This window comes from Streptosporangium sp. NPDC023615 (genome assembly GCF_040640155.1).
Classification (GTDB): Bacteria; Actinomycetota; Actinomycetes; order Streptosporangiales; family Streptosporangiaceae; genus Streptosporangium.
On sequence record NZ_JBFABE010000001.1, the window covers coordinates 50,961 to 67,374 of the forward strand.

General features: G+C 73.1%; 12 protein-coding genes. 8 read left to right on the forward strand and 4 right to left on the reverse strand.

The features are described 5' to 3' along the window. Window positions 1-89: 89 nt before the first annotated feature. Window positions 90-1,346 carry an ABC transporter substrate-binding protein gene (locus AB0G16_RS00205; RefSeq protein WP_362796891.1) on the reverse strand — a complete coding sequence of 419 codons (1,257 nt, stop codon included), beginning with the start codon at window positions 1,344-1,346 and terminating at the stop codon, window positions 90-92. 131 nt (window positions 1,347-1,477) lie between these two features. Between AB0G16_RS00205 and AB0G16_RS00210 the strand changes: the two genes are divergently transcribed. From AB0G16_RS00210 to AB0G16_RS00220, 3 genes are read left to right on the forward strand one after another with little or no spacing between them, the layout of a single operon-like run. Further along, window positions 1,478-1,984, forward strand: a complete 507-nt coding sequence (locus AB0G16_RS00210) for a PadR family transcriptional regulator (protein WP_362796892.1) — start codon at window positions 1,478-1,480, stop codon at window positions 1,982-1,984. Beyond that, complete coding sequence (locus AB0G16_RS00215) at window positions 1,981-2,742, forward strand: ABC transporter ATP-binding protein (protein ID WP_362796893.1); 762 nt, start codon at window positions 1,981-1,983, stop codon at window positions 2,740-2,742. The genes AB0G16_RS00210 and AB0G16_RS00215 overlap by 4 nt, the downstream gene beginning before the upstream one ends. 6 nt (window positions 2,743-2,748) lie before the next feature. Further along, on the forward strand, window positions 2,749-5,028 hold the full coding sequence (locus tag AB0G16_RS00220; protein WP_362796894.1) for an FtsX-like permease family protein: 2,280 nt from the start codon (window positions 2,749-2,751) through the stop codon (window positions 5,026-5,028). Window positions 5,029-5,102: 74 nt separating this feature from the next. Here AB0G16_RS00220 and treS read toward each other — a convergent pair whose 3' ends face one another. After that, window positions 5,103-6,797, reverse strand: a complete 1,695-nt coding sequence (treS, locus tag AB0G16_RS00225; RefSeq protein ID WP_362796895.1) for a maltose alpha-D-glucosyltransferase — start codon at window positions 6,795-6,797, stop codon at window positions 5,103-5,105. 550 nt (window positions 6,798-7,347) lie between these two features. Then, a complete protein-coding gene (locus AB0G16_RS00230; RefSeq protein ID WP_362796896.1) occupies window positions 7,348-9,006 on the reverse strand; it encodes an asparagine synthetase B family protein in 1,659 nt (552 codons plus the stop codon). A 71-nt stretch (window positions 9,007-9,077) separates the two neighbouring features. Here AB0G16_RS00230 and AB0G16_RS00235 point away from each other — a divergent pair, with 71 nt between their 5' ends. The 5 genes from AB0G16_RS00235 to AB0G16_RS00255 all read left to right on the forward strand — a co-directional run bounded on the left by AB0G16_RS00235 (window position 9,078) and on the right by AB0G16_RS00255 (window position 15,599). Next, entirely contained in the window at window positions 9,078-10,985 is a 1,908-nt protein-coding gene (locus AB0G16_RS00235; RefSeq protein ID WP_362796897.1) for a hypothetical protein, read from the forward strand. A gap of 61 nt (window positions 10,986-11,046) precedes the next feature. Beyond that, window positions 11,047-11,712, forward strand: a complete 666-nt coding sequence (locus AB0G16_RS00240) for an anticodon-binding protein (protein WP_362796898.1) — start codon at window positions 11,047-11,049, stop codon at window positions 11,710-11,712. A 38-nt stretch (window positions 11,713-11,750) separates the two neighbouring features. Then, window positions 11,751-12,662, forward strand: a complete 912-nt coding sequence (locus AB0G16_RS00245) for a neutral zinc metallopeptidase (RefSeq protein ID WP_362796899.1) — start codon at window positions 11,751-11,753, stop codon at window positions 12,660-12,662. Between the two features lie 183 nt (window positions 12,663-12,845). Next, window positions 12,846-14,228 carry a diaminopimelate decarboxylase gene (gene lysA / locus AB0G16_RS00250; RefSeq protein WP_362796900.1) on the forward strand — a complete coding sequence of 461 codons (1,383 nt, stop codon included), beginning with the start codon at window positions 12,846-12,848 and terminating at the stop codon, window positions 14,226-14,228. 78 nt (window positions 14,229-14,306) lie between these two features. Beyond that, entirely contained in the window at window positions 14,307-15,599 is a 1,293-nt protein-coding gene (locus AB0G16_RS00255) for a homoserine dehydrogenase (RefSeq protein ID WP_362796901.1), read from the forward strand. A 167-nt stretch (window positions 15,600-15,766) separates the two neighbouring features. Here the strand turns inward: AB0G16_RS00255 and AB0G16_RS00260 are convergent, their stop codons facing one another. Then, on the reverse strand, window positions 15,767-16,375 hold the full coding sequence (locus AB0G16_RS00260; protein ID WP_362796902.1) for a TetR family transcriptional regulator: 609 nt from the start codon (window positions 16,373-16,375) through the stop codon (window positions 15,767-15,769). Window positions 16,376-16,414: the final 39 nt, after the last annotated feature.

The window sequence follows — 16,414 nt, forward strand, 5'->3', positions numbered from 1 at the left end:
GAACGGGTCGTACGGATCGCGATGGTGACGGTGGTGCTCGACGTGCTCGTGACCGGGTCGGGCTGCGGGGCGCCGGGATCGTCCCGGCGTCACCGATCTCGGATGATCTCGTCGAGCTGGCCTTTCATGGAGGCGACGACGTCGTCGCCGGACTCCTCGAAGGGTGGGGTGAGCGCGTTGGAGACCGCACTGGCGATCGCCAGGCTCACCTGTTCGTAGTTGGCGCTGGCGGGCCTGGGCCGAGCCGAGAGGATGCTCTGCTTCAGGACCGGCAGGTAGGGGAATCGTTCGATCAGCTCGGGGTCGTCGTACAGCTCGGCCCACACGGGCGGGAACGAGCCCTCGGTGAGCACCCGGCGCTGGTTCTCCAGGCTGGTGAAGTAGCGGATGAACTCCACGGCCGACTTCTGCCGCTTGGAGAAGGCGCTGACCGCGAGGTTGTACCCGCCGAGGGCACCGGTGCCCGGCCCGTTCGGGCCGGGCAGCCGGGTGACCGCGAACCGGTCCGCGACGAGCGAGTCGGTGGCCGGCCCGTACGCGTGCGGCCAGTTGCGGGCGAACGCCAGCCGGCCCTCCTGGAAGGCCAGCCGCGCCTCCTCCTCCTTGAAGGAGAGCGACTCGAGCGGGATCCACCCCTCCCGGAACCCGTTCACCAGGAAGTCCAGGCCGGCCTTGGCCTTGTCCACGTCCATGGTCACCTTGGTGCCGTCGGGGCTGAGGATCTGCCCGCCGGCCGACTGCACGGCCTCGGTGAAGTTGACGGTCAGGCCCTCGTAGGCGAGGAACTGCCCGGCGTAGCCGCCGATCCGGTGCTTGGCGTGCAGCGCGCGCGCCTGCTCGCGCAGCTCCTTCCAGGTCTTCGGCGGGGTGAACCCGTGCTTGGCCAGCAGGTCCTTGCGGTAGTAGAGCAGGCCGGCGTTGCTGGTGTACGGCACCGCCCAGAGCTTGCCCCGGTAGATGGCGGTGTCGACGACCGGGGGCAGGAACCGGCCGAGCGGGAACGTTCCCCGCTCCAGCGGCAGGATCCAGCCCGCGTCGGCGAACTCCGCCGTCCAGACCACGTCCAGTCCCAGCACGTCGTAGCGGTCGCTCCTCGCCTGGAGGTTGGCGACCATCTGCGCGCGCTGTTCGTCGGCCGCCTCGGGGAGTTCGAGCAGGGTCGCCCGCTCCTCGGGGTGGGCCTGGTTCCATCTGTCGAGCAGCGGCTGCAGGTAGGCGGTGGTGTCACGCCCGATCACCAGGGTGAAAGGGCCGCTCCCGCCGGTGTTCTCGACGGGTCGCGCGTCGGCCGCCGAGCAGCCGCTCAGGAGGAGCGCGGTGAGCGCGACGGGGATGAATCGGCGCACCGTTACCTCCTGATCTCCAGTTGGTTACATACGTGTTAGGTAGATGCATTCATGTTATGCATAGCGGTAACATCAGCGTCAACGGCTGGACACGTAACGCTCACGTAACGAGCTCTCCGAGGAGGTGGGGCGTGCGGCTGACGCTGCTGGCGCTCCTCGCGAAGGAACCTGCCCACGGGTACGAGCTCAAACAGGCACTTGAACAGATCTTCGGCAGCGCCTACCCTTCACCGAACATCGGGCAGATCTACGTCACGCTGGGCCGTCTGGAGAAGGACGGCCTGGTGCGCGCCGTGGGCGTCGAGCAGTCCAACCGGCCGAACAAGAAGGTCTACCACCTGACGGCCGAGGGCCGGGAGGCGCTCGGCACGTGGGTGGACGAGCCCTCGGAGGGCCCACGGGTCCGGGACGAGTTCTTCATGAAGCTCGTGCTGGCCCCGACGACCGGGATCGCCGACAGAACAGCGATGATCAACCGCCAGCGCCGTCACTACCTCGGACTCATGCGTGACCTCAACGAACTCGCCGAACGGACCGACCCGGCCAACCGGGTCGCGCTGCTGCTCGTCGAGGGGGCCATGCTCCACCTCCAGGCCGACCTCGACTGGCTCGAACGCTGCCAGGAGGACCTGAGGTGACCCCTTCCGCGGTCGAGACCCCCCCGGTGGTCGACACCGTCAACCTCGTGAAGATCTACCAGGACGGCGGGGTGCCGGTGCCCGCCGTGCGGGGGGTCGACCTGCGGGTGGCCCCGGGGGAGTTCGTGGCGATCATGGGGCCGTCCGGGTCGGGCAAGTCCACGCTGGTGCACATGCTCGGCGGCCTGGAGGCCCGCACCAGCGGGGAGATCTGGCTCGACGGCCGGCGCGCCGACACGCTGGGCGAGAGCGCCTGGGCGCTGCTCCGCAGGCGGAAGATCGGCTTCGTCTTCCAGTTCTTCAACCTCGTCGCCAACATGACCGTGGCCGACAACGTCGAGCTGCCCGCGCTGCTGGCGGGGGCCTCCGCCCGCGAGGCCCGCAGGCGCCGCGAGCACCTGCTGGGCGAGCTCGGCCTGGCCGACCGCGCCGACGCCGCGCCCTCCCAGCTCGCCGGCGGCGAGCAGCAGCGGGTCGCGCTGGCCCGCGCGCTGGCCAACGAGCCGAGCCTGCTGCTGGCCGACGAGCCCACCGGCAACCTCGACAGCCGCAACACCCGCGACGTGCTGCGCCTCCTCGCCGAGGTGCACCGCGAGGGGCAGACCGTCATCATGGTCACCCACGACGCCAGGGTGGCCAGCCTCGCCGACCGGGTGGTCTCCCTGCTGGACGGCCAGATCGTCGACGACGGCGGCGCCGGCCTGGTCCGCCGCCGGCCCAGGGGCGGCGCGGGCGGCGTCGTCGAGCTGAGGGGCTGACCCGCGGTGAGCACGGTCCGCGCCTCGGTGAGGTGGATCCGCGCCGACCTGCGGGCCCGCCGGGGACAGACGCTGCTGACGGTGCTCGCCGTGGCCGGGATCGTCACGGCGCTGATCACCTCCGCGACCCTCCTGGAGGACGGCACCAACCCCTGGCGGGCGCTGTTCGCCGAGTCCAGGGGCGCGCACGTGTGGATCCACACCGGGGAGGCCCCCGACCGGGTCGCGCTGTCCAGGCTCCCGGGCGTGGTCGGCGTCGCCGGCCCCTACCGGTCGGCGCCGGTCACGCTCACCCTGAACGGCAAGAAGTCCCCGGTGGCCCTGCGGGAGACGCCCGAGACGCCCCCGGGGATCGCCGTCCCGCTGATCCGCGACGGGCGGGCGCTCCGTACCGGCGACGCCGACGGCGTGATCGTCGAGCGGTCCTTCGCCAGGGCGCTCGGCCTGCGGGTCGGCGGGCCCTTCCCGGTGACCGCGCTCAACGGCGCCACCCACCCTCTCGTCGTGGTCGGCCTGGCCGACAGCGCCGAGCAGGGTTTCTACCCCGAGTGGACACCCGGCCTGGCCTGGACGCTCCCGTCGGTGCTGGCCAGGGTCGAGCCCGCGCTGGGCCGCAGCGAGTCCGTCACCGGGCTGCGCCTGGCCGACGGCGAGGCCACCCTGCCCGCCGTGCACGGCGCCGTCACCCTGCTGGACGGTCAGATCCAGCGGATGTCCACCTGGCGCGAGGTCCGCGCCTCGATGGAACTGGACAACCGGCTGCTCGGCCTGCTGCTGGCGCTGTTCGGCGTCACCGGGCTGGTCGCCGCGGCCCTCGCCATCGCCAACGCGGTGGGCGGCCGGGTGCTCACCCAGACCCGCGACATCGCCACCCTGAAGTCCCTCGGCTACACCCGGGGCCAGGTGTTCGGCGTCCTGATGGCCGAGCACGGCGCGCTCGGGCTGATCGGCATCGCCGTCGGGCTCGGCTGCGGCCAGGTCGCCGCCTCGTTCGTGCTGGACGGCGTGCCGCTCTCGCCGCTCTCACCGGTCCCGCTGCTGGCCATCGCCGGGGGGACGGCCGCGGTGGTCACGGTGGCCGTCGCGCTGCCGGCCTGGCGCGGCGGCCGGACCCCGCCGGTCCCCGCGGCCCCCGCGGCACCGCCCAGGGGCCACCTGTCGCGGCTGGCGCGGCTGGCGCTCCTGGCGCGGCTCCCTCCCGCCCTAGTCCTGGGCAGCCGCGACGCCTTCACCCGCCGCCTGCCGGCCTTCCTGAGCATCTTCGGCGTCGCGATCCCGATGATGATGATCACCATCGCGCTCGGCTGCTGGAGCACCCTGGACGACTTCCTGCGCCACCCCGAGCGGGTCGGCCAGGCGGCCGCGCTCGTGGTGCGCCCCGCCAAGCTCCCGGCCGACGAGGCCGCCCGGATCGCCAGGGCCGACCCCGACGTGCTGGTCGCCCATCCGGGCGCCGAGGTGCCCGCGCTGGAGCCGGAACAGACCAGGAGCGTGCTGGCGCGCGCCACGGGCACCTCCGCCGAGCCGTACCCCTTCTCGGTCGTGGAGGGCCGGATGTTCGCCGCGCGGGGGGAGGCCGTCGCCGGGCAGGGGCTGCTGGACCTGCTGGACGTGAGCATCGGGGACCGGGTCAGGCTGACCGTCGGCGGCACCCCGCTGATCGTGCACCTGGTGGGCCGGGTCGTGGAGCCCGACCACGACGGCGAGGTGCTCTCGCTGGGGATCGACAGCCTCCCGGCCAAGGACGCGGTGCCGCCGCAGTTCTACAGCCTGGTGCTCAGGCCGGGGGCCGACCCGGCCGCCGTCCGGGCGCGGCTGCTGGCAGCCTCGGGCGAGGCGCTGGAGGTGCAGCGGGTGGTCAACCCGGCCGAGCGGCTCGCCGTCATCCGCGTGGTGATCGTGGCGCTGATCGGGGTGCTCGCCCTGCTGGGCCTGGCCAACCTGCTCACCGCCGGCGCCCTGGGCCTGCGCGACCACGCCTTCGACCTGGCGGTGCTCAAGGCCATGGGTCTCACGCCCCGCCAGGTGGCCGCGACCCTGGTCACCGGGACCGGCCTGCTGATCGTGCTGGGCGTGGTCGCGGGCATCGCGGCCGGGGCCTCGGTGGTCGGCGGGCTGATCGACCTGCAGGGCCACACCAGCGGGGTCGGGGCGGGCATCGGCCGTACGCCCTCGGCGCTGACGCTCACCGTCGCGGCGCTCGTCGCGGTCGGCGCCTCCCTGCTGGTGACGCTGATCCCGGCGGGCCGCGCGGCCCGCGCGCAGGTCCCGGTCACCGCCCGGTAGACCTGGCCGGCCCCCGACGGCCCCCGGGCGGGCGAAAGGGCACGGGGGTCGCCCCGGGCCCTTTCGCGCACCGCTCAGAGGGTGAGCGAGAACCAGTAGAAGCCGTGACCGGGCAGGGTCAGCAGGTACGGCAGCGTGCCCACCTCGGGGAAGCGCACCCCGCCCCTGGCCTCCACCGGGGTCATGCCCAGGAAGCGGCGCAGGTCCAGCTCGACCGGCTGCGGGAACTTCGACAGGTTGTTGACGCAGAGCATCAGGTCGTCCCCGTCCTCGCGGACGAAGCTGAGCACGGCCGGGTTGCTGGACCACAGCTCGTTGTAGACGCCTGTGCCGAAGACCGGGTGGTCGCGGCGGATCGCCAGCATGTTCCTGGTGAAGTGCAGCAGCGAGGCCGGGTTCTTCTGCTGGGCCTCGACGTTGACCGCCTGGTAGCCGTAGATCGGGTCCATCACGGCCGGCAGGTACAGGCGGCCGGGGTCGGCCCTGGAGAAGCCTGCGTTGCGGTCCGGGCTCCACTGCATCGGGGTGCGGACCGCGTCGCGGTCCTCCAGCCAGATGTTGTCGCCCATGCCGATCTCGTCGCCGTAGTACATGACCGGGGAGCCGGGCAGTGACAGCAGCAGCGCGGTGAACAGCTCGATCTGGTCGCGGTCGTTCTCCAGCAGCGGCGCGAGACGGCGCCGGATGCCCAGGTAGGCCCGCATGCGCGGGTCCTTGGCGTACTCGGCGTGCATGTAGTCGCGCTCCTCCTCGGTCACCGTCTCGAGCGTCAGCTCGTCGTGGTTGCGGAGGAAGATGCCCCACTGGGCGCTGTCGGGGAGCTTGGGGGTCCGCGACATGATCTCCGAGATCGGCTCCCGGCTGCCCCGGCGCACCCCCATGAAGATGCGCGGCATCAGCGGGAAGTGGAACGCCATGTGGCACTCGTCGCCCCCGGTGGAGGGGTCGCCGAAGTACTCCACCACGTCCTCGGGCCAGCCGTTGGCCTCGGCCAGCAGCACCCGGTCGGGGTAGAGCCGGTCGACCTCGGCGCGGATCTTCTTCAGGTACGCGTGGGTCTCGGGCAGCCCCGAGCAGCTCGTCCCCTCGCGCTCGAACAGGTAGGGGACCGCGTCCAGGCGGAAGCCGTCGATGCCGAGGTCCAGCCAGAACCGCAGGACCTCCAGCATGGCCTCCTGGACGGCCGGGTTCTCGTAGTTCAGGTCCGGCTGGTGGTGGAAGAAGCGGTGCCAGTAGTACTGCTTGCGGACCGGGTCGTAGGTCCAGTTCGACTCCTCGGCGCCGACGAAGATGATCGGCGCGTCCGGGTAACCGGTGGGGTCGTCGGACCAGACGTAGAAGTCCCCGTACGGGCCCTCGGGGTCGTGCCGGGAGGCCTGGAACCAGGGGTGCCTGTCGCTGGTGTGGTTCATCACCAGGTCGGTGATGATGCGCAGGCCCCGCTGGTGGGCCGACTCGATGAGCTGCACGAAGTCCCCGAGGTCGCCGAAGTCCGGCAGGATCTTCATGTAGTCGGAGATGTCGTAGCCGCCGTCGCGCAGGGGGGATTCGTACAGCGGCAGCAGCCACAGGCAGTCGACGCCGAGCCACTGGACGTAGTCCAGCTTCTCGATGAGACCGCGCAGGTCACCCGTACCGTCGCCGTTGGAGTCCTTGAACCCGCGGACCAGCACCTCGTAGAAGACGGCGCGCTTGTACCACTGCGGATCCGCCGAGACGAAGTCCTCGGCCACGGACTCGGAGGCATGGAAAAGGGGGGATGCGTTCATCGTGTTCTCGCTCACGGTGATGGAGGCAGGACGAAGTCACCGGATGCTCCGGCTGATGATGTTTGGTGACCGCGCCGGCGGGAGCCGTCATCCCCATGGGCTCCGTGCCCTTGGACAGACCGAATTTGTGATTCTGGTCCATCCGTTCTGGCGCTTTCTGGGCCGAACACTACCAGCCGACCGAACCGTCGGAAGCCCTCTTGGCGAGGTGGATCGGCCCTTTCCCAGGTAATCCTCCCGGAGGTCGCGCCGGGGCCGCGTAATCGCCGCGTCATCCGTTGTTTTCCCACGGGAAACACGGCGCGCTCAACGGACTCGGGGAACAGCGAGGACACCGGGAACACCGGGAACACCGGGAACAGGCGGGACTTCGGGCACGCCGGGAACGCCGGGAACGCCGGGAACACAGAGAACGCCGGGAACACAGAGAACACCGGTCCGGTCTCGTACCCGGGGCGGGCGCCGTCGCGAGGCCCGGACCAGGGAAGCGTTCGGGTCGCCCGCGCGGGGCCCGGCCCGGGGAGGGGGGCCGCCCGCGCGGGCGGGGGGCTCAGGCCCAGGGAGGGGTGAGGTCGCCCATGTGGTCGCGGTGGTCGCCGATCCAGGCGCCGAACAGCACCAGGCTCCGCACCCAGAAGCGGTCGTTCCAGCCGTGGAACCGGGCCAGCGCGTCCGGGCCGTCGGCGATCACGGAGAGCAGGTGCTCCGACAGCAGCGAGGGCACGGTCTCGGCGACCAGGCCGAGCATCCGGTGGCCGTACTCCCTGGCCGGGGCGGCGGCCGAGCGGAGCGGGACCCGCTGGAGCGGCTGCTTGACCACGTTGGTGGAGGGCAGCGCGGCCACCCGCGGGTCGGCCGCGTGCAGCAGCTCGCGGTAGAAGCGCCCGGCGGCCTTGCGGTGCACGCCGACCGAGAGCGCGGCGTCGAAGAACTCCGGGTGCAGGAACGGCGCCGCGAACGACGCCTCGGGGCCGACCAGGTTGACCGGGGAGCGGGCGATGCCCCGCGCGGTCCGGGTGTGCAGGACCGACAGCGGCAGCTCGGCCCGGTGGCCGTTGAGCATGGCGGTCGACTCCGTGAAGGCCCGGCCGACCGTGTCGGTGATCCAGGCCTCTGCCCGCTCCGACAGGAACGGCGTCGAGGCCGGTCCCAGCGCCAGCGAGCCGAGCAGCGCGGCCTTGCGCCCGGCCTGCGTGGTCGCCTCCAGCGCGGCCCCGCTGACCATGAAGTTCTTCAGCAGCGGCCCGCCGGCCAGCCCGTCGACGAGGGTCCGGCCCGAGCGGTGCACCTCGCGGGCGAACGGGGTGTACCAGGCGTGGTGGGGGGTGAGGAACTCCAGTCGCCGTGCCGCGGCCAGCGCGTCGTCGGGGTAGGCGGCGGCGTCCTGGGGGATCACCCGGTGGCGCACGCCCAGCTCGCGGGTGATCGCCCTGGCGAAGACGATGTCGGTGTCGGTGCCGTCGTCGGGGCTGGTCGTCCACGACTCCACGTCGGCCCCGCGCGCCACCGCGACCGAGCAGAGCAGCCGCGAGTCGTAGCCGCCGCTGACCGGCACCAGCAGCGGGCGCCCGTCGAACTCCTTGTAGGCCTCGTGCAGGACGTCCAGGATCTCCCCGGCCGTCCGCCCGGCCTCGTAGGGCTCCTCGCGCAGCCAGCGGGGCAGCATCCGCTCGGCCGAGATCCGGCCGCTCGCCCGGTCCCAGACCAGCGCGCTGGACCCGGCCAGCCGCCTCACCCCGGCGTAGGGGGTGTCGTCGCGCAGCGGGAAGGTCAGGTGGATGATCGAGGCCCAGGCCTCCCAGTTCACCCCGTGCGGGCCGCGCGCGACGGCGAGCAGCGGCTCCAGCAACGAGGAGAAGTAGACCGCCCCGTCACGCTCCAGGTGGTAGACGTCCACCAGCCCCAGACCGCCGGCGTGCAGGACGACCCGCTCGCCGTCGTCGATCAGGCCGGGCGTCTCGTAGGTCTCCGCCACGGTGATCCACTGAGCCGCGCCCTCGGGAGCGCGCTCGCCCCAGGCGAAGGCCCAGGTGCGCTCGTCCCGCCGGTAGGGCGGCAGCGGCGAGGAGCTGAACAGGGCCGCCCCGGGGTCCTGGACGGCGGGTCTGACCCGCGGCCCGGCCCCGCGCAGCGCCTCCAGGACGGCCTCGTCGAGGTGTCCGATGCCGCCGCAGACGTACGGCCTCACATTGAACGTCGGCCACTGCACCGTGCTGACTCCTCTATGTCGCGATTGAGCAAAGGGTATCCTTTCGGCCGGCTGAGAAAACGGAGGACGGCGTGGCGGGCGACCAACTCGAAAGCACACGACAGGCGTTACGCGAGGCGGTGGCCCACGCGGAACGGGCCTCCGAGCTGGCCCGGCTGCTGGACGCGGCGCAGGCCAGGGTCGCCGAGGCGGAGCGTGCGGCCGAGGAGCTGCGTGCGCTGCGGGAGCGGCTGAGCGAGACCGAGGAGCGCCTGGAGGCCGCGAACGCGGCCGAGGAGAAACTCCGCAAGGACCTGGCCGAGCAGCGCTACCAGGCCGAGGTGGCCAAGTGGAAGCTGTCGTCGGTGCAGGTGGCCCGCTGGTCCAGGCTCGGCGACGCCATCAAGACCGGCAAGAGCAACCCGGTACGGCTGGCCAGGGGTCTGCGCGGCGCGGCCAAGCCCGCCAAGCGCCCGACCGCCCCCAAGCGCCAGCCCGTCCCCCGCAAGACCGCCGCCAAGCCCGCCGCCCCCGGCGCGTCCTTCCAGGCCACCAGCTCCGTCAGGACCGTCGGCGGCAGGTCGGTGAAGCTCAAGCCGTTCCGCGTCCCGACCGGGCCGAACAACCGCCCGCACCTGACCGCCGCCGTGGTCGCCGAACCGCACGGCGAGGCGCTGCTGCGCTACGAGTGGCGCCAGACCACCGGTTTCACGCCCCGCGACTTCGCCCGGGTGCTGGCCGCCGAGGTGCCGCACCTGCTGCTGGTGGAGTCGGTGACCGAGGGGCCGTGGGCCGAGGAACTGCGCCGGCCGGGACAGGGGCTGCGAGGCCTGCTGTCCTGGTGCGCGCAGCGGGGCATCCGCACGGTCTTCTGGCACACCGGCGGCTCGGTCGGCGACCTCGCCGGCGCGGCCGGGCTGTTCGAGCACGTGGTGACCGCGCTGCCGGCGTCGGTGAAGGCGTGGGGCGCCGCGCTGGCGGCCCGGGAGCCCGAGCCCGGCCGCCGGGCGCCCTCGCTGGGCATCCTGCCGTTCGCGGTCCAGCCGCGGGTGCACAACCCGCTGCCGCTGGCCGGGGACCGGTTCGAGCGCGTGCTGTCGCTGGAGGAGCTGCTCCCCGGGCACCTGTCCTACCCCGACGTGCTCACCTCCTACCGCTGGCCGGTCGCGGTGGACTGCCCGCCGGGCACGGAGCAGTGGCGGATGGCCGAGCTGGCCGCCTGCGGGACCCCGATCGGCACCGAGCCCGACCCGGCCCGGGCGCACCTGGCGCTGCGCCAGGCCTACGCCTCGGGCACGATGACCGAGAAGGTCGACGACCTGCTGGACGCCATCGGGCTGCCCAGCGGCCGGGCCACCCTGAACATCTCGGTGATCATGATCGACCGGGGGGACCTCGACCACACCCTGGCCCAGGTCGCGCCGCAGAGGGGCGTCGTCCAGCTCGTGCTGCTCTCGGACGCCCCCGACGCCCCCGGCCGGGCCCGCGAGGCCATGCCGGACGGGGTGGAGGTCACGGTCCGCCGTACCGACCCCGGCCTGACCGTCGGCGGCATGCTCGACCGCGCGCTGGACCTGTGCCAGGGCGACCTGGTGGCGGTCATGGACGCCCGCGACCGGTACGGCGAGCACTACCTGGCCGACCTGAGCAGGGCCTTCCTGTTCACCACCGCCGACATCGTCGGCAAGGCGGCCTACTACGCCCACCTGCGCGACGTCGCGGCCACCGTGCTGCGCCAGCCCTCGGCCGAGTACTCCTACCTGCCCGACGTGGCCGGGGCGACCCTGCTGGCCCGCCGCACGGTGCTGCGCGGCATCGGGTTCCCCGACGTCTCCGACGGCTGGGCCGAGGTGCTGATGCGCCAGTGCCGCGCGGACGGGGTCAAGGTGTTCTCCGCCGACCGCTTCGGCTACGTCTGCCTGCGCGACCGTGACCGCTGGCTGCTGGGCTCGGCCCAGCTCGTCGACTACGGCCCGGCCGAGCCGCACGCCCTCGTCTGAGGGCCCCGGCCCGTCCGGGCGCCCGTCCGGGCCGGTGGGGGGCCGGGGCTAGGCTGCCGGGATGACGCCCGCCCGGCTCGACGAGCTTCTCGGCATGCCTCCGATCCCCCGGGGCACGTGGGCCCGCGAGGCCGTCTACCTGTCCCCGGCCGCCGCGCGCGGGGGGCGGGACCCGGAGGCGACGGCCGGGCGGCTGCGCGCGCTGCCCGGGATCGAGGACGTCCGGGTGCGCCCGGGAGGCTTCCTGGAGATCGTGGTGGCCGTGCCGGGCGAGCTCGTCACCGAGATCGCCCCCGCCGCCGTCCCCGGCACCCCTGTCACCGGCGTCCCCCCGTGGGAGGACCTGCCCGGGACGTGGGCCAACCCCGGATTCGTGGTCCGGTACGCCCACGTCCGGGCGGTCGCCGTGCAGCGCTGGGCGGCGGAGCTGGGCGTGGGCGGGCGCTTCCGGCCGGAACTGCTCGACGGACGCCTGGACCGGGCCGTGCTCAGGGTGCTGGCCGAGGCGTACGGCAGGCGGACGAGCCGGGACCCCGGGTGGGCCGCCTACGCCGGCCGGCTGGCCCTGGCCTACCACGACGCGTTCGAGGGCGCCGGGGCGCTCCCGGTGGGCGACGAGGAGCCCTCGCCCCTGCACGCCGCCCGCGTGCGGCTGGCCCGGGCGGTCCGGGACGTGCTGGCCGAGGCGCTCGCGGCCGTTGGCGGGACGGCCCCCGACAGGATGTAATGAATCTCCGGAAAAATGAAGAAGGCGGAAGGGGTGCGATGGGCGGCTCCGGGGACCGGGAGGCCTACCGGCCGCGTCCCGGCGGGACGGCGGGGCCCGCGCCCGCGGGGGAGGGCCGGTACCCGGACCGGCATCCGTACCCGAATCCGTACCCGGACCGGCACGCGCGTCCGGTCCGGCGGACGGTCCGCAGGACGCTGCCGGTCCTGCTCGCCTTCGCCGTCGTCCTCGGCGGGCTCGCGTACTTCGGCGACGACCTGCGCGAACTCCTCGGCACCGCGCCCGGCTCGCCCCGCTCACGGGCGGCGACGCACGGCCTGCACGAGCGGGCCGAGCCGATCGACGCCCGCTGCGCCGGGCTCCCGAAGGACCTGGACGCCGACGCCGAGGCGTCCCTCACGGCCTTCGGCCGCTGCCTGGACCGGATGTGGACATCCACCCTGGATCGGGCCGGGACGGAGTACGCGCCACCCGAGCAGGTGCGGCTGGTCACCTCCCCCTCGCGGGCCGCGTGCGGGACCGGCGAGCACGACTGGGCCGGGATCTACTGCTCGGACTCCCGGGTCGTCAACGTGCTGGTCGAGGACGGCGCCGTCTTCCCGATGATGTTCACGCTGGCCCACGAGTACGCCCACCACGTCCAGGAGGTCACCGGGCTGGCCGACCGGCGTGGTTCCGAGACGTTCGACGAGGCGTGGTCGCGACGCCTGGAGCTCCAGGCGGACTGCCTGGCCGCGGCGACGCTGCGGACGGTGGCCCCGCGACGGCTGGAGCGCCTGCGCGCCCTGGCCGGGAGCCGGGACGCCGACGCCGACGACGACGTACGGGCCGATCACCGGCGCTCGCACGGCTCGGGCGCCAGCGGGGCCGAGTGGATGCGGCGCGGTCAGGAGGAGGGCAGCGTGGCCGCCTGCAACACCTGGGGCGCCCCGGCCGGTCAGGTCTCCTGAGGTCTTCGGGCGCTCCGCCCGGCGGCGGTTCCGGTGCCCGGCGGCGGATCACGACCCCGTACCGCGAAAATATGTCGTGAAATGGGTAAATAACGTAAAAAGTTCGCGTGCCGGTGGGTGATCCCGTCTCGATGGGTGGGCAATCGTCTCAGAGGGATCACCGCGTCCGATAGCCTCGTTCGGGTGAGTCGATTCGCCCATCCCGCCGGTGACCGGCATGCCGAAGTGCTGCCCGAGGAGCGCCCTCCGCACGCACCCGCCGATCTGAACACGCTCGACCCCGCCATCTGGCCGCGAACGTCGGGCCGCGCCGACGGCGCGATCACGATCGGCGGCGTGGACGTGAGAGACCTGGTCGCCGAGCACGGCAGCCCGCTCTACGTGGTGGACGAGGAGGACTTCCGCTCCCGCTGCCGCGACTACGCGAGCGCGTTCGCCGGCGGCGACGTCCACTACGCGGGCAAGGCCTTCCTGTGCCGCGAGGTCGCCCGCTGGCTCATGCAGGAGGGCCTCGGCCTCGACGTGTGCAGCGCGGGCGAGCTCGCCGTCGCGCTCAGCGTCGGGTTCCCGGCCGAACGGATCACCCTGCACGGCAACAACAAGTCCTCCGCCGAGCTGGAGCGGGCCGTCGAGGCGGGTGTCGGGCACATCGTGGCCGACTCCTTCGAGGAGATCGCCCGCCTGGGCTTCCTGGCCGAGAAGCACGGCACGCGTCCCAAGGTCATGATCCGGGTCACCGTGGGCGTCGAGGCCCACACCCACGAGTTCATCGCGACCGCCCACGACGACCAGAAGTTCGGGTTCTCGCTGAGCAGCGGCGCGGCGGCCGAGGCGGCCAGGCGCATCCTGGCCCTGCCCCAGCTCGAACTCGTCGGCCTGCACTCCCACATCGGCTCGCAGATCACCGACACCGCCGGGTTCGAGGTGGCCGCGCGCCGCCTGGCCAAGCTGCTGGTGCAGATCAAGGACGAGCACCACGTCGTGCTGCCCGAGCTCGACCTCGGGGGCGGTTACGGCATCCCCTACGTCGAGGGCGACGCCGCCCTCGACGTCAAGGAGATCGCCGACAGCCTCAGGGAGATCGTCGTCAAGGTGACCACCTCGGCCGGCCTGCCGGTGCCCAGGCTCACCGTCGAGCCGGGCCGGGCCATCGCCGGGCTCGCCGGGGTGACGCTCTACGAGGTCGGCACGATCAAGGACGTCGAGGGCCTGCGCACCTACGTCAGCGTCGACGGCGGCATGAGCGACAACATCCGCACCGCCCTGTACGGGGCCGAGTACACCGCGCGGCTGGCCTCCCGGGAGAGCGCCGCCGGCCCGATGCTCTCCCGCATGGTCGGCAAGCACTGCGAGAGCGGCGACATGGTCGTGCGCGACCTGTGGTTCCCGGCGGACCTGGCGGTCGGCGACCTGGTCGCCGTGGCCGGCACCGGCGCCTACTGCCGCTCGCTCGCCAACAACTACAACTACCTCCCCAAGCCCGCCGTGGTCGCGGTCAAGGACGGGGCGTCCCGCGTGATCGTCCGCCGGGAGACCGAGGACGACCTGCTGAGAGGACAGCTGTGAAACGACCTGGAGCGGCGGGGGCGGCCCTCGCGGCCGACGGCCCCGCCGGCCGTGCGAACGAGAGGGGCGTGTGACCTCATGACACTGAAAGTCGCGCTCCTGGGATGCGGCGTCGTCGGATCCCAGGTGGTCAGGCTGCTGCACGAGCAGGCCGACGATCTCGCCGCCCGTGTCGGCGCCCCGCTGGAGCTGGCCGGGGTCGCGGTGCGGCGCCTGGGCCGCAGGCGGGACGCCGACGTGGACCCCGCCCTGCTCACCACCGACGCCGAGGCGCTGGTCACCCGCGACGACATCGACATCGTCGTCGAGGTGATCGGCGGCATCGAGCCCGCCCGGTCGCTGATCCTGACCGCGCTGAACGCCGGCAAGTCGGTCGTCACGGCCAACAAGGCCCTGCTCGCCGAGGACGGCGCGACCGTGCACGCCGCCGCCAGGGCCGGTGGCGCCGACCTGTACTTCGAGGCGGCCGTCGCGGGCGCGATCCCGCTGATCAGGCCGCTGCGCGAGTCGCTGGCCGGGGACCACGTGCACCGGGTGCTCGGCATCGTCAACGGCACCACCAACTACATCCTCGACCAGATGGACTCCAGCGGGGCCTCCTTCTCCGACGCGCTGGGCGAGGCGCAGGCGCTGGGCTACGCCGAGGCCGACCCCACGGCGGACGTGGAGGGCTTCGACGCCGCGGCCAAGGCCGCGATCCTCGCCGGGATCGCGTTCCACAGCCGGGTGACCGCCGCCGACGTGCACCGCGAGGGCATCACCGAGATCACCGCGGCGGACGTGGCCAGCGCCAAGGCGATGGGTTACGTGATCAAGCTGCTGGCGATCTGCGCCCGCTCCGACGACGGCCGCTCCTTCGGCGTACGGGTGCATCCGGCCATGATCCCCAGGACGCACCCGCTGGCCGGGGTCCGCGAGGCCTACAACGCGGTGTTCGTCGAGGCGCGGTCCGCCGGGCAGCTCATGTTCTACGGCGCGGGCGCGGGCGGCGCCCCCACGGCGAGCGCGGTGCTGGGCGACCTCGTGGCCGTGGGCCGCAACGCGCTGGCGCGCACCCGGGGCCCGGAGGAGTCCACCTACGCCGACCTGGTCGTGCACCCGATGGGCGAGACCGTCACCCGCTACCACGTCTCGCTGGACGTCGCCGACAAGCCCGGCGTGCTCGCGCGGGTCGCCGACATGTTCGCCAAGCAGGACGTCTCCATCCAGACCGTCCGCCAGGAGGGGCACGGAGCCGACGCCCAGCTCGTCCTGGTCACCCACCGGGCCAGCGACGCCGCGCTCTCGGCCACCATCGAGGCCCTGCGCGAGCTGGAGATCGTCCGCAACGTGGTGAGCGTCATGCGCGTCGAGGGCGAGGACGCCTCCTAGCGTGCCCCACCGGGCCGGTCCGCCGTGACCGGCCGGGGGCCGGGCCGTGGGTCCCGCCGTGGGGCCCGCCACGGGGTCTCGCCGTGGCCCCCGCCACGGGTGCCGCCGTGGTCGCCGTGGACCTCGCGCGGGCCTCGCGTGGGTCTCGGGTGGGTCTCGGGTGGGTCTCAGGGGGCGAACGCGCGGCGCACGGTCTCGGAGAGCGCGCGCCGGCGCCGTTCGTGCTCGGCGGCGTCCTCGTCCCTGTGGGCGGCGTGGACGGCGCTCGCCGGTGACCAGGTCATCGACATCGCGGTGACGATCGAGAGCACGTCGGCGGGGGCGAGCGAGGGGTCGATGTGGCCGCTGTCCTGCGCGTCGGCGATCGCCCGCAGCTTCCGCGCGTCGGGGTGCTCCGCCGTGGAGGCGTGTTCCGCGGTGGCGGGAGGCTCCGCCGGGGTGAAGAGGGCGCCCGTGGGGGTGCGCTCCAGCCGGGCCCACGTCGCCAGCCGGACGAGCTCGGGGTGCTCGAGGTAGGCGTCGTAGAGGCGGACGGCGTAGCCGGGCAGATCCCCGCCGTCGAGCGGCACCGTGTTGACGATCATGTCGATGTGCTCGCCGAAGACGGCGTCGAAGAGCCCGTCCTTGCTGGTGAAGTAGGCGTACAGCTGTGCCTTGTTGGCGCGGGCGTCGGCCGCGATCCGGTCGACGCGCGCCCCCGCGATGCCGTGGGCGGCGAACTCGGCGGTGGCGGCGTCGAGCAGGCGGCGTCTGGTGGCCTGTCCGGCGGCGTTCATGATCCCAGCATAAACCAACCGGTTTGTTTGACACGCGCG